Source organism: Bacillus yunxiaonensis, from assembly GCF_037104695.1.
Classification (GTDB): domain Bacteria; phylum Bacillota; class Bacilli; order Bacillales; family Bacillaceae_G; genus Bacillus_A; species Bacillus_A yunxiaonensis.
Genome location: NZ_JBAWSV010000007.1, coordinates 248,336 through 262,398 on the forward strand (window position 1 = coordinate 248,336; position 14,063 = coordinate 262,398).

12 protein-coding genes are annotated in these 14,063 nt (G+C 36.6%); 6 read left to right on the forward strand and 6 right to left on the reverse strand.

Annotation, left to right across the window (positions count from 1 at the left end):
- Positions 1 to 16: 16 nt before the first annotated feature.
- Positions 17 to 1,606, reverse strand: a complete 1,590-nt coding sequence (locus WAX78_RS19810) for an HNH endonuclease (protein WP_336483718.1) — start codon at positions 1,604 to 1,606, stop codon at positions 17 to 19.
- A gap of 256 nt (positions 1,607 to 1,862) precedes the next feature.
- Here WAX78_RS19810 and WAX78_RS19815 point away from each other — a divergent pair, with 256 nt between their 5' ends.
- Positions 1,863 to 2,861 carry a S66 family peptidase gene (locus WAX78_RS19815; protein WP_336483719.1) on the forward strand — a complete coding sequence of 333 codons (999 nt, stop codon included), beginning with the start codon at positions 1,863 to 1,865 and terminating at the stop codon, positions 2,859 to 2,861.
- Between the two features lie 288 nt (positions 2,862 to 3,149).
- On the opposite strand, the gene WAX78_RS19820 is transcribed toward WAX78_RS19815, so the two are convergent.
- Positions 3,150 to 4,046: an N-acetylglucosamine kinase gene (locus tag WAX78_RS19820; protein WP_336483720.1), complete on the reverse strand. Its 897-nt coding sequence runs from the start codon at positions 4,044 to 4,046 to the stop codon at positions 3,150 to 3,152.
- Between the two features lie 244 nt (positions 4,047 to 4,290).
- Positions 4,291 to 5,175: an N-acetylmuramic acid 6-phosphate etherase gene (murQ, locus tag WAX78_RS19825; protein WP_336483721.1), complete on the reverse strand. Its 885-nt coding sequence runs from the start codon at positions 5,173 to 5,175 to the stop codon at positions 4,291 to 4,293.
- 345 nt (positions 5,176 to 5,520) lie between these two features.
- Here murQ and WAX78_RS19830 point away from each other — a divergent pair, with 345 nt between their 5' ends.
- Complete coding sequence (locus WAX78_RS19830; RefSeq protein WP_336483722.1) at positions 5,521 to 6,351, forward strand: CPBP family intramembrane glutamic endopeptidase; 831 nt, start codon at positions 5,521 to 5,523, stop codon at positions 6,349 to 6,351.
- Positions 6,352 to 6,757: 406 nt separating this feature from the next.
- Positions 6,758 to 7,459, forward strand: coding sequence for a CPBP family glutamic-type intramembrane protease (locus tag WAX78_RS19835; protein WP_336483723.1), 702 nt, complete (start codon positions 6,758 to 6,760; stop codon positions 7,457 to 7,459).
- Positions 7,460 to 8,249: 790 nt separating this feature from the next.
- Here the strand turns inward: WAX78_RS19835 and WAX78_RS19840 are convergent.
- Together WAX78_RS19840 and WAX78_RS19845 are read right to left on the reverse strand one after the other, a co-directional pair.
- On the reverse strand, positions 8,250 to 9,719 hold the full coding sequence (locus WAX78_RS19840; protein ID WP_336483724.1) for a glutamate decarboxylase: 1,470 nt from the start codon (positions 9,717 to 9,719) through the stop codon (positions 8,250 to 8,252).
- 385 nt (positions 9,720 to 10,104) lie between these two features.
- Entirely contained in the window at positions 10,105 to 11,349 is a 1,245-nt protein-coding gene (locus tag WAX78_RS19845) for a helix-turn-helix domain-containing protein (protein WP_336483725.1), read from the reverse strand.
- 324 nt (positions 11,350 to 11,673) lie between these two features.
- Between WAX78_RS19845 and WAX78_RS19850 the strand changes: the two genes are divergently transcribed.
- The 3 genes from WAX78_RS19850 to WAX78_RS19860 all read left to right on the forward strand — a co-directional run bounded on the left by WAX78_RS19850 (position 11,674) and on the right by WAX78_RS19860 (position 13,390).
- The gene (locus tag WAX78_RS19850) at positions 11,674 to 11,895 is read left to right on the forward strand and encodes a hypothetical protein (RefSeq protein ID WP_336483726.1); all 222 of its coding nucleotides are present in this window, start codon (positions 11,674 to 11,676) and stop codon (positions 11,893 to 11,895) included.
- Positions 11,896 to 12,250: 355 nt separating this feature from the next.
- On the forward strand, positions 12,251 to 12,496 hold the full coding sequence (locus tag WAX78_RS19855) for a hypothetical protein (protein ID WP_336483727.1): 246 nt from the start codon (positions 12,251 to 12,253) through the stop codon (positions 12,494 to 12,496).
- Between the two features lie 351 nt (positions 12,497 to 12,847).
- A complete protein-coding gene (locus WAX78_RS19860; RefSeq protein WP_336483728.1) occupies positions 12,848 to 13,390 on the forward strand; it encodes a DUF6241 domain-containing protein in 543 nt (180 codons plus the stop codon).
- Between the two features lie 275 nt (positions 13,391 to 13,665).
- Here the strand turns inward: WAX78_RS19860 and WAX78_RS19865 are convergent.
- Positions 13,666 to 14,063: aminotransferase class III-fold pyridoxal phosphate-dependent enzyme (locus WAX78_RS19865; protein WP_336483729.1), on the reverse strand; the 398-nt coding region annotated here is incomplete at its 5' end.

The following is a 14,063-nucleotide window of genomic DNA, read 5'->3' on the forward strand; positions in this document are numbered from 1 at the left end:
TAAAATGAAACTTCCATTAACTCGGTAACAAAGTTCCTTTCAGTACATCTCTCAATTCCTCAACTGTCAGTACATCATCCTTCTTCCGATGAATCATCCGATGACAGTTAGAACAAACAGGAACAAGGTCCTCTTCCGGATTAATTTCCGTTGCTTCCCCAAGTGTACTTAATGGTTTTACATGATGTACCTCTATAAAACCTTTTCCTCTTTCTCCGTACACTTTTTCAAAATCAAATCCGCACACAGCACATGAACATCCGTGTATTTCAATAGCCGCAGATCGATTGCGCACATCACGTTCATAGCGTGTTCCGTAGTATGTTTTTGCAGTCCCTTCTGTATAGAAAATATCCTCTTGTGCCAGTTCCGATGTAATATCTTCTTCTACGATTTTCTCTCTGCATTGTTTTTGTGTTTCAAGGAACTTCTTCTGAAATGTCTCCTCATTTTCTCGCACCCACGGATTAATTTTTTGGCGATTTTGTTTGTAATGAACCATAGAAACGTCCTTTATAGACACAGACGGGTTGTGCTCAAACAAGAGTTCCAATCCTCTCCGCTTTGCTCGTGTAAGCAATTGTTTTTTAGAGGAACTTCGCAAGCGTTTTTTGTAAACTGCTTTCCCATCTTCCAATAGCATCACTCGATATTCAGGTGCTTCTCCATCTTCAGAACACTTTACAGTAAGGATATAGTATTTCGTTTTAAATTCCCCTTCATATTCCTTTTGACGCAAGCTTTGAGTAAACCGTTTTTCATTGAACATTGGCTGTTCATTTTCAATCTTTTCCTCCCAAAGCCTATCAAGTGCTTTCGCATGTTCCGATGATAAGAGATAATTCGTTTGGTTGGCCATACGTAAAATAAGCAGGTCATGTAAAACGGCATGCTCAGCTAAATCTTTCCTTGTTACCGGAGACTTTGTTAACACTTGTTCGCGATTGATTGGGACGCCTTCTTTCTCATCCGTTCCGCCCTCACTAATCCAATATGCACTTGCATCAGCAGTTTGAGTTTCTGATCCCGTAATCTTCCCTTTCGCAATGACTCCGCCTGTTCCCTGTTGCTTTCCATCAGATCTCCAAATATAAACCGTGTCCCCTTCTCTTATCACATCTCTATAATATTCCTGGTTTAAAGACCACAGCCAAGCTTCATTTTCTTCTATATAATCATCAATACGGAAACGTACAGGATTACCTTGAAAGATCCACGTATGATTCAAACCCTTCGGGCGCACCGTTTCATGGAAAGAAGAAAGAAAATCATCCCAATGTCTGTACTGGAAAACCGCTTCTCGTTGATCGTAATAAAAATGATCCCACTCGTCTCCTTTTAAATCCCCATATCCCATTAGCGGCGCTATATATGTAAAAAAGCCTTCTCCAGGCATCTGACTGTTCCGACTAATGACAATCGCAGATAAAGGAGGCGCGTTTCGTTCAATACACATCTCAGATATAGCTTCCAGCGGCTTGTTCAGCTGAATTGGAGAAATATATCCTCCAAGTTCTTTACTTAATTGTCCATACTCCATTACTTTCCCGCTTTTCGCACACTCTACTAAAAGTTCACTTATTCTATAAAGAAGCTTCTTATTCATCTATATCCCCCTACCAAAATAGAATACGATTTTCATAGCTTTATATTCTTTACAGCTAATTTAGCAATAATATTTCTAAATTCTATTATACCAAAAAACAAAAACCGCAACTTCACCCTTGTTTAATCCTCTTTGTATTCTTCTCGCTAATTTGTTTGAAATATAGTCATATTCATTTAAGGTATAATAAATTGTAAGATTATTTATATTAGTCTTTCATTTCATTATAAACGCCTTTCAAGGGAGAGAGAAAACAATGAAACTTAGCAAATTACAAAAAGGAGATTTAATTGGGATTTATTCTCCTTCATCACCAGCAACTTATACGGCACCTAAAAGATTTGATCGAGCAAAAAATTTTTTGGAGAACAAAGGGTTTCATATAATAGAAGGAAATTTAACTGGAAAACATGATCACTATCGGTCTGGAAGCATTAAAGAGAGGGCCGAAGAACTCAATGAGTTAATACGAAATCCGAACATCAAATGTATCATGTCAACCATTGGTGGAATGAATTCTAATTCCATATTGCCTTATATTGATTATGAGGCATTTATAAAAAATCCGAAAATAATGATTGGTTATTCTGATGTTACTGCGATATTACTTGGGATATACGCAAAAACTGGAATACATACATTTTATGGCCCTGCATTAGTCCCTTCGTTTGGTGAATTTGAGCCATTTGTTAACTATACATACGAATATTTTAGTGACATGTTCGAAGAGAAACAAACATTACCATATAAGATTAAAAAACCACCTTATTGGACGGATGAGTTTATCAATTGGGAAGAAAAAACGAAGGAAAAACAACGTAGAAAAAATGATTGGGTCTGTGTAAATAACGGAAAAGCAACAGGTAGATTAATTGGAGGAAATTTAAACACATTAAGTGGTATTTGGGGCAGCGAATACATGCCAGAAATAAAAGAAGGAGATATCCTTTTTATCGAAGATGCAGCAAAAGATGCCGCTACGATTGAAAGAAGTTTTTCATTACTAAAAGTCAATGGAGTTTTTAATAAGATTTCTGGCTTAATCCTTGGGAAGCATGAGCAATTTGATGATAGTGGTACAAATAAAAAACCATATGAGATTCTATTAGAAGTTTTAGATGGCATCAACATACCCTTTATTGCGGAATTTGATTGCTGCCACACTCACCCGATGTTAACCGTTCCAATTGGTATGAACGTAGAGATGGATGCAACAAATAAAACATTAATCATTCTTGAAGAGTGGATACGTTAAGTTCATTTAAATTAAAATATCCTAATATGCAATATTACATAAAATATAAACTATTTATTCCGTTATAATTTAAAGGTGAACTTTCCAACTGTTATTCACAACAACGGATATCTATGAATATCCCCCTACGCACAAAGAGAGAAAAATGTTTACCATTCTTCTCTCTCTTTTTAATGAAATACTGATTTTGTTCCACAATACGATTCAGATATTTTACTACTGTATTTTGATACTTAAAGGCATCTTTTTCTCTTTCTTCAAATTTTCAATTGTTCTAGAAATGGATAATCAATTTATATACTTCAGAGATAAATAATAACATCCTAATGTCGAAGATACATCATCTAAAATCAGAGTTATATCCGGTTGTTTTTCTTTTAGATGAGCGACAAAAGAATCTCGTACCATCGATATATTCTTTAATACGCTCCCTTTTATTGCTACTGTAATACGATTCTCGAAGTTCAATTTTTTATAAACATCGAGCGTAATCTTTGCAAGATGATAACCAGCTTGCCGAAGAATGTTCTGTGAAAATCGATCACCAGCTTCCGCAAGTTGTACAATAGTTGGAACAAATGCAGCAATTTCGCCCTTTGATGCATCATATATAAATTTTTTAATCTCTAGTGCATTGCTATATCCTAGTTTCGAGAGTATTGCATTAGTTAGTTCACTATAAACTAGACCTTCGTCTTCTTCTTTCGTCATGTTCATAAAAGCCTGCATGGCAATCCAATAGCCACTTCCTTCATCCCCAAGGATATGTCCCCAGCCACCTGCCAATTTTTCAATACCATTATGAACTCCAATACTAACAGAACCTGTTCCTGAAATTGTTAAGATACCATCTTTTCCTTGTAGTAAAGCAGCATGTGCAATCATTCCATCATTTACAATCGTAAACGGAATATGAAACTTCTCATAAAGAGCATCTTTTATACCTTTTGTATTTTTAATGCCGCCATACCCAGCTAACCCTAGGCATATATATTGGCATTCTTCACTTTTTAAAGACATTAAGCATTGTTCAATTGCATCAATAATGTTAATAATAGCTTGTTTTTCATTGATAAGTAAGTTTCCATAACCCGCTTTGCCTTCACTTATTTTTTTCCCATTTAAATCATAAGCCGCCGCTTCCGTTTTCGTGCCTCCACCGTCTACGCCGATTATATAACTCATGTAGCTTCCTCCTCGTTCATAAAGTGAAACTTCCAGCAGTGTCCCCACCTAGCTTCTGTAGAAAAGCGGAAGCGGCTCGCCTAGAATCGCAGGACGTTGGAGCACCTGACAGAGAGGCGCTTGTTGCCTCGTCCGAGGGGGCGAAACGAACGGAGATTCTAGCCGCTAGAGCTGGACAACGATTCCCTCTGAATCTTGAGGTGGGGGAGCTTACCGCCCGAGAATAGCGAGATAAATAAAAGCTTTAAATAGTTTTTCTCACGAATCCCTGCGCTTTTTTCAACCGATTTATTGCTTCTTCATACGAAACATTCGTTAAAATCATAATAATCGCTACTTTAGGCTGAGAATGTGCTTTCTCTAAATACTCTTCTGCAACTTCATAACTACAGTCGGTGGCATCCATAATAATTCGTTTTCCACGTTCGACTAGCTTTTCATTTGTTAATTGCAAATCTACCATTAAATTACTATAAACCTTTCCAATTCCAACCATTGAAGCTGTGGAAAGCATATTGCATACTAACTTTTGAGCAGTGCCCGCTTTTAATCTAGTAGAACCAGTCAGTACTTCAGGACCAGTTACCACTTCAATCGCAACCTTTGCAATTTTCCCTATTTCTGAACCTTTATTGCAGCTTAATGATACTGTTCCTGCCCCTACTTGATTCGCATACTTCAAACCTGCGATAACATAAGGCGTTCGGCCACTGGCAGCAATCCCTACTACAACATCTTTAGCTGTTAGTTGAATTCTCTTCAAATCCTCTGGTCCTAATTCCAAACTATCTTCAGCACCTTCAACTGCTTTAATAAAAGCAGTTTCACCGCCTGCAATTAGCCCAATTACATCGCTAGGTGCAGTATTAAATGTTGGCGGACATTCTACGGAATCTAATAAACCGATACGTCCGCTTGTGCCAGCACCCATATAAATTAATCGACCGTTGTCTTTCATTGCTATAACAATCATTTCTACTGCTTTTGCAATTTGAGGAAGTTCTTGTCTAACACAATGACCAACTTTTATATCTTCTTCATTCATCACCTCTAATATCTCAAGCGTTTTCATCTGATCTAAATGCGTAGTCTTCTCATTGCGACACTCCGTTGTTAAATGACTTAACATAAACCTCACCCCTTCTATTAATAGTCAAAGTATGACAGAAGCGCTTTCTTTAATGAAAATATAACATTACTAAAATAAACCAAATCAGAGCTACATTACTATTCAATATAATAGATTAAGATTCAATATTATATGTCATGAATAGACACAAGAATGTATATATTCTTGTGTAAAGCTTTTAAAAGAAAAAAACATCTAATCCTTGATGAATATAGAATGAATCGCTATGTTTACTACGTATAATAAGATGTTATGTAAACCTCACATGAATACGACATACAGCGAAAAATCTTCACTCCATCGCACTTTTCAAATGGTGTAATTAGGAAAAAGAGAGGGATAAAAATGACAATTGAGAAATATCGGCATCCAATTTTGTTCTATGGTTTATCAATTGTAATTCCGTGGGTATTGTGGTTTATTGCTGCATACATAAGTCATATTGAGTCTAGTAATCATATATATGTTATCGTAGAAAGCATATTAGGAATCATTGGATTAGCAAGTCCCATGATAGTTGCCTTTATTTTGATGTTTTTAGACTCTGACTTACGAAACGATTTATTCAAAAGGCTCTTTCATTTCAATGCGATAAAACCATTTTATATTATCGTGACATGCTTTCTTATGGTTGCGAGCATTCTTCTCGCACAAGCAATTTCTTTACTTTTCGGATATAGCCCTTCTCAATTTTTCTTAGCAGAAAAATTTTCATTTTCCGCAGGTCTGTTTCCAGCATGGTTTTTGCTTTTTATTGCTCCGTTACTAGAAGAGTTGGCCTGGCACTCGTATGGCACGGACTGTTTACGAAAACGGTTTAATCTATTTACTGTATCTATTATTTTTGCTGTATTCTGGGCTTTTTGGCACCTTCCTCTATCCTTTATTAAAGATTATTATCAAAGTAATCTAGTTGAAACAGGGGTCATATATTCTATCAACTTTTCGCTCAGTCTGATTCCTTTTGTGATTTTGATGAACTGGTTGTACTATAAAACAGGACGGAATATTATCATTGCCATCGTCTTTCATATTACGGCTGGTTTTTTCAACGAATTGTTTGCAACACACCCCATGAGCAAAGTCATACAAACAGTTCTTTTGCTTATTTTATCCATCGTAATTGTAATAAAAGAACGTGATTTCTTTTTCAAGTTAGAATATCAAGAAAAATAATACAGCTTCATGAGCCACTTGTATTTTTGCCATGTGTGATTTCCTAGTGAGAGGTCACTACCAATAACGGGAATTATGTGAAATGACAGTTTCTGATTGAATATCTTCAAGTTCTCTTTCTATATCTTTCTTTTTTCCTCTAAATACGCTATTTCTTTTCGAAGTGACCCAGCCAGTTCACTATAATCTTCTGCAGGAAGTTTTTCTGAAAAATAATCCCTCTTTAGCTTCTCTAAATCATTACTTTTCTTTTTTAGGCTTTTCTTATTTAATGAAGGCTCGTCTAATGACGAGCTTTTAATACCGTAGTATCTTAAGCCAAATGGGGAAATAGCCCTTTACAACCTTTAAATTCCAAATTATAGTTTAAACGGCTAAACAAATTTACCTAGTAGGTGGGATAATCGTGGATCAATCTAAAAAACTTTGGTTGATTGGAATTGTGTTAATTAGCAGAACTGTTTTCGCCATTTTAGTTCAAGGAAGCATTTCGTTAGTTACTAATCTATCCTTTTTGGAAGCGGGCAGATGGTGGACCGTATACGGTTCACTGATTGACATTTGTTGTTTTATTTTATTGCTTTGGGTATTTAGAAAGGACGGAATATCATTTAGGAGTGTTATTAATTTTAATAAACAGGAGTTTAAAAGGGATCTAAAACGAGCTGGTATCCTATTTGTCATCATAATTCCTTTAACGGTAGTATGGGGGAATGTGATGTCTTATCTTCTCTTTGGAAACCCTGAGGCTCCTATTGTTGCAGGTCCGCTACCATTATGGGCAGCCCTCTATAGTGTGATCATTTGGCCAATCGGTTGGGCAATTATCGAGCAAGTTATATATATGGGTTACAGTCTGCCTAGTTTAGAAAAGCTTTTTAAAAATAAAACACTAGCTATAACAATCGTTATGTTTTTCTGGGCCATACAGCATATCGCATTGCCTGTAACTCTTAATCTAGAATATTCTACATATCGCTTTCTCACCGTTCTACCTATGGTAATTATGCCGATCGCATTTTTTAAAACAAAAAGACTATTTCCCCTTATTCTAGTTCATGCAGTATCTGACATGATTTCTTCGATTACATTCTACTTCATGCCATAACTAAGGAGAATTACAACAAAGGCTAAAGTATATTAGAAAAGAACAGAAGGCCATAAAAATGTATGATTTGATTCATGTATCAAAAGCATTAAGGAATTATTTGTTGAAGACTTCGTATCTCCCTTATTTTGAAAACTAAATCATAGTATACTTGTTCTTCCACTAACAGTGCTTTAATTCAATAAGACTTACACATAAAGTCTAAAACGCTTGGAAAAACCAAGCGTTTTTTGTTTGCTAATTTTACATATCGGAACTACTTACTAGTAGAAAGGGCGACTATTTCTATTAACAATCTTATTTTCTAAATAATAAGTTCAAACTCCCGCTTTACCATCACTTGTGATACGGTTCACCGTGACGTATCTAAATGAGGTTCTCTTGGATCACCCTACCCTCTCTCACTTCCTTTAAATATGAAGTCTTGTCCTTAATTGAGTAACCAGCGATAGTAAAATAAGCGCAGATTTTTCGGTTAGGTGCAGAATAGAGCTCGTTCCGGGGTTTATAAGGGGAGGTTTTCCGATTACGCAAAGCAAAGTTACCCATTTTCATATTTTTCGAGTCAATAGGCGGTATCTCTCCGTCTATTTATCAGATCGGGTGCTTAACCTGTTCCCTCAACCGATAAGAGATATGAACTTTTCTTCTGTATAAAGCATATCCTTATTGGTCGACTTAATCTCCATGAAAAGTCCCTCCAATAAATTTCTTAATGGAGGGATTCATCTAAGATAGTTAATTTCACCGGTGGTTAGCTCAACTTAATGACTACGGGATCTGTCCCCACTTAGTGATGAAACCCATTATCACATTTCGTATCATGTGGCATAGGCCCGTCCAGGGAATCCAGAAAGGCAACGGCCTGTTTGAGGTTCCCCAAAAATAAATGCGCGAGATCCATGGAAAATCCATTTCGAACCACAACGCGCATAATCGTCACCTCTTCCATATCTGGAGGCAATGGATAGGCAGGTACTTGCCAGCCGAACACACGCAATTGTCGAGATAAATCATAAAGATTCCAGTTTAATGTGTAACCATCTTTCAGTCGCCAAGCGAAAACCGGAATATCCGAACCATCGGATAAAAGTTCGAACGGTTCCATCTTCTGAATCGCCTTGCTAAGAAAAAGAGCGACTTTCTGAGAAACTCTTTGGACATCATAGTACCCACTTTTCCCCAAACGTAGGTAATTGTAATATTGCAGGAGCACTTGTGCGCCAGGACGAGAGAAATTCAGGGCAAAAGTCGGCATGTTCCCGCCCAAATAGGAGACGCGGAAGATTAGATCCTCAGGGAGATCTTCAGCTTCCCGCCAAATTATCCAACCCAACCCAGGGTAGACTAATCCATATTTATGTCCGGATACATTGATGGACTTCACCCTCGGTAATTGAAAATCCCAGACTAAATCTGGTTGAAGAAACGGTGCTATAAATCCCCCCGAAGCCGCATCCACATGCATGGGAATGTCGAGGCCCGTCCTCTCCTGTAAATCGTCCAACGCTTTCGCAATAGCGGCAACCGGTTCGTAAAGCCCGGTATAAGTCTCACCGAGAATCGGTACCACACCAATCGTATTTTCATCCACGGCAGCGAGGACCCCCTGAGGATCCAATCGGGGATGCTCTGGGCTAACCTTCACATAGCGTGGTTCAACCTCCCAATAGTTCGCGAATTTTTCCCAAACGACTTGAACAGCAGAACTAAACACAATATTGGGCCGATCCGCCGGCTTCCCTTCGCTTTTGCGTGCTTTTTGCCAGCGTCTCTTTAACGCAAGTCCCCCGAGCATACATGCTTCCGACGATCCAGTTGTTGAAACGCCCATAGTCGTAAGGGGGGTGGGCGAATGCCAGAGGTTGGCTAAAATGCGGACACACCGCTCCTCAATCTCGGCTGTCTGTGGATATTCATCCTTGTCAATCATGTTCTTGTCGAATGATTTGGCATATAATTGCTCTGCGGCAGGCTCCATCCATGTGCTAACGAATGTTGCAAGATTCAAGCGGGCATTGCCATCAAGAGCAATTTCATCATGGACGATTTGATACGCTGTTTCTGGTAACATGCCTTCATCAGACATGTGGAAGCGCGGAACGACTGATTCTCCTTCGCGGGCAAACAGAGGATTTACAGAAAATTCGTGAGGCAGCTCCATTTGCACGTGACGCGGTAGATATTGTGGATTATCTGGCATGATCTCTTTTCCTTCGTATGCATCGTTTTGAACTTCCGCTTTTCGATCCTGTGTCATACAAGTCCCCCTTAATTAATTGTTTAACAAACATATTATTTACAAAAAAGCATTTGTTAAACCAAGGGGACAATTCTAATAAAAGGTGCTGCCACCATTCGAATTAAAGGAGTATATTAACGTAAGCCATTCAAATAACAAAACAGCACCTCTCCAGCAAATTAGAGGGTGCTGTTGTTTTTTCGCTAAAACCTCATTTACTTATGATACGGTTCACCATGATGTATCTAAATAATGTTATTACATTCTCAAAACTAAAAAGGCACCCCAACAAATTTATCATGAATTTGTTGGGGTACCTTTTTATCACTAAATATTCTCTATGATTTTCTTTAAATAATATATTTCCCTTAATAGTTAATTATATTTCATTATACAGCATAATTTAAGTTGTCATTCTATGATAATTATAGTGCCATTCAAAGTATTTCTTATTTTCTTGATTCCAATAAAAACACTTTCTACCGTTTATTTTTGTAAGTTCATTTAGTAAATCTGTTGTGACAATTTTTTCAGAGTTAATATCATCAATGCAATTAATATATCCCGAAGAATTCACCGTGATATATCCTTCTTCAAACCATATATCACAAGCTCTGCACATAGGTACAACAATGTTTACATCCTGTTTCTCTTGACGGTCACATTCTGAACGTTTTTTAATATAAGTTGCTGTCAATCCTTTTACAGGAAGATGCCTCCCGCAAATACAACATTCACCAGTTGGTCTATTTCCAAACAAGTGAGATTTGAAATGTTCCTGCTCTATACAATCTTTTTGATTGCTACTACTGTCTAAACCTGCTTGTTTTTCTACCCCATCGTCTTCTTTTTCAAACGATTTTCTATTAAAACCATAAGCATCTATTATTTTTTTACTTTTATCCATATCAAGAACTAGGAAACCTTGTATACGATTATTTAACGAGTATTCTAGCAGTTTATTATATTCCTTAACATCTTTATCGATTTTCTTAACATCACTCAGTAAGTAAATATACTCAAAAAGTTCATCTTCATTACCCCAGATTCTACGAGCTAACTCGGGACTACGCAATGTAAGGGCAACTGTGCCCCATAGAAAAAATCTCCCCTGCTTCGCAAACATGATAAAGTCCCCTGGGGAAAGCTTTACCCATTGATTATAAACTCTCGACCTTACCCCCCACGCATAAAATCCTTTGCCAGAACTTAGACGTTGTAAGTGATCTCTTTTCAAATCTGATTCAATACAAGGCATAATTACACTTTCAGGAACTCTTTTGTCAATCGATTTTGGTAAGTTCTTTTGTGCAATTTCATTACCCGCAGGTTGAACCCCCACCCTACTATAATTTTCAGATTCGGGAGCGTTTTTGGCATATTCAACAATTTCCCTTTCAAGAGCGTTTAAACTTGATGAATCTTCAAGGATAAAATCTGCAAAAGCTGGCTGAATTAAATTTTTTCCCCACATTTCTTTTCTAATGTTAAAAATTTGAGATAAACTCTCCTGAACTTTTTCTGGGATGGGCTTTTCTCCCCTCGCCATTGCATAGATGGTAGACTGTGATGCATCCAACTTTTCCACCAATTCTTTAACTGTCATCAATTTTTTAAAATTAAGAACATAGTCTAAAACATTTTTCACTTAAATCTCTCCAGAAATAATTTTTATTTCACTGTTTAATTATATGCTATCATCAGTTAGATAAAAAAACAATCTTGACTTAGATAAAGACAAATAATCAAATGGATAATAAGTGTTTATGATTGGATAATCTCTATAAATCCCTTTGCGAAACAATCCATTGACAGGATAAAATTTTTATTGTAAATTTTGGTTAGTTGGATAAAATGAAAGAGGAGCTGAGAATCCAGAAAAAAAATTTAAGCACAAAAAAATACAAGAAGTGCATTGAGCTTACGAAAAAGTATGGACCATATGAATCATGATGGGAGGAGAATTATACACATGAAGGGAACACTTAGATTAAAAAACTTTTATAAGAAATCATTAGCTATGGAGCTTATAAGAATGGGCCATGACTTGCACCATACGATGAGAAACAGAAACAATCCTAAGTACCAAGTCTACGTGATGGTGGAAACACCAGAACTGATACGCGACATGGTCTCTATTTCTAAGCGAGATGACATGATGTTTATGGCGAAACAGAATCAAGAAGCAAAATGAACCGCCTGAAAACTATCATCACTTCGCAACGTGGGCAAATCATTCTATTAAGCATATCGGTATTAGGGATGTTGTGCTTATTATGTTTTACGATTTGGATTAACATGTTCCCTACTGATCCAACTGAAGAAAAAAAGGCTGCGAAGATTACAGAACTTCAAAAAGAACGCGCGAAAATATTTCAGAAAATTAAGAAATAAAACGTTTCATCTTTTGGTATATAAACATTGTTAATCGCAAATATCGGCGTTTAGCGAAGAACTACATACTTAGATTAAGCAAACTCAATAAATCTACTTCATTACCAAACTATATGTAAGTAGATATATAAGTAGAAAGAAAAGGAGTCGATCACATGAGAAAAGAAATAATAGCAAGTGCGATTAATGTCTTACAGGAGCTTTTTTACAGTGAAGAATATAAAAACCATTTTCTAGCGATGAAGACGCTAGAGATGTACATGGATTTGAACTTATTTCAAGATGTAAAACTTGTAACAAAAGAAATAGAAGAGCAGAAGGCATTCGGACTTTTGGAACCAATGAAACTGTACGATATGGTAGCTGTTGAGCAAATTGAACAGCGTTTACGTGGTCTATAACTTTAAGCAACCGTTATCAATCTACTACTATAGAAGATTGCCGAAATGCTGGCTGTACCCCATGCCCATCAACTTAAGATTTTGAAATGCACCCAAAACGAAATTTTTTCTTGCTACATTTATTTATGATAATTAAGTTCACTTTTTTCGTTTTGGGGTATTTTTTATTTGTTAGCTTGATGGCGATGTGACGGGACCCCTATTGACGATTTTTTCAGTTTTGAAGAAGGTACTGATCAAATTTGGTTCTATGGATTCTATTTTGTTTCAAACATTCTTTCAATCATCTGCTGGATAATCGTTCACATGAATTACGAACTACCAATCTAAAAACTGGAGGAAATTATAACAATGGCAAACGTTAAGAAAATCTTAAAATGGACTTCTATCACTCTTGTTCTTTCTGCTGCTGCAACTTTTGGAGTAGTCTCGTATATTAATAGTTGGGAAGCAAAACATGAACAAGCTTCTTCTAAACCTAAAGAAGAAAAAGTTGCAAAAGAAGAAGCAAAACCTGTTTCTCAATCTAAAGATTTCCAAATGGCCCCAAATAATTCTTCTCAGACAAAAACAGCAACTGAGACAGAAATTGAAAGTCGCTTACATGAAATGACTCACCAAAAAGTTATTGCTGACGAACGTTGGGGGTACATTCAGATGACTCCTGAAAACATTGAAGCTGCCATAAAATTAGTCCAAGATAGCAAGGATAATCTTCAACATTATGATTATTACATTCAAGTATTAAACAAATGGAAGTCCGGAGATTTTTCTAATTGCGTTGACGTCCATAATCAAATATGGGAATGGCAAGGCGGACAACTTGGAAAAGCTACTAGACTTGCAACAGCTCAAGAAGAACAAGATTATATCAATAAGAAAACTGCTAAGTAGGGGTAGCACCACATCGCTATCAACCTAAGATTTTACAGTACCCCCTAAACGGAAATTTTGTGTTTCTTATAGCATCGAAGTTCATTTTTATCGTTTTGGGGAAGAATGTGTTTCTTAACTTGATAGCGATAGGATCCCGCCCCATCTCCATCAACCTCAAGAATCAAACCCCCTCCAAAACCAAGCGCTGCTTTTTCCCATTATTGGTGTTTATCGTATAAACATTGTATGAAAGTTTGTTATCCCTATATAAGTAGAAATATTATACATTGAAATCAAATACTTGCTACAGCTGCTAAACTATGAATACAAGAAATAAACTCATTAACAAATGTATCAATCTCTTCTTTCGTAATAATATACGGTGGAAGTAAGCGGATGATATTCCCTTGGGTGACATCGACTAACATTCCTCTATTCAATAACTCTAACTGCAATTTCTTTACGTTTTCATTCGTATCATTCAAACTAATTCCAAACATCATCCCAGAGTGACGTACCTCTTTAATAAAATAAGAATTGTCCTTCTGAATTTCTTGAAGTTTGTCATTTAAATATAGTGACGTTTCATAAGCTTCCTGCATTAAACCATCATCAATTAATGTTTTTAATACCGTTAATCCTAAAGCCGTTCCCATTGATGAATGAGCAAATGTTGTTCCATGATCTCCTG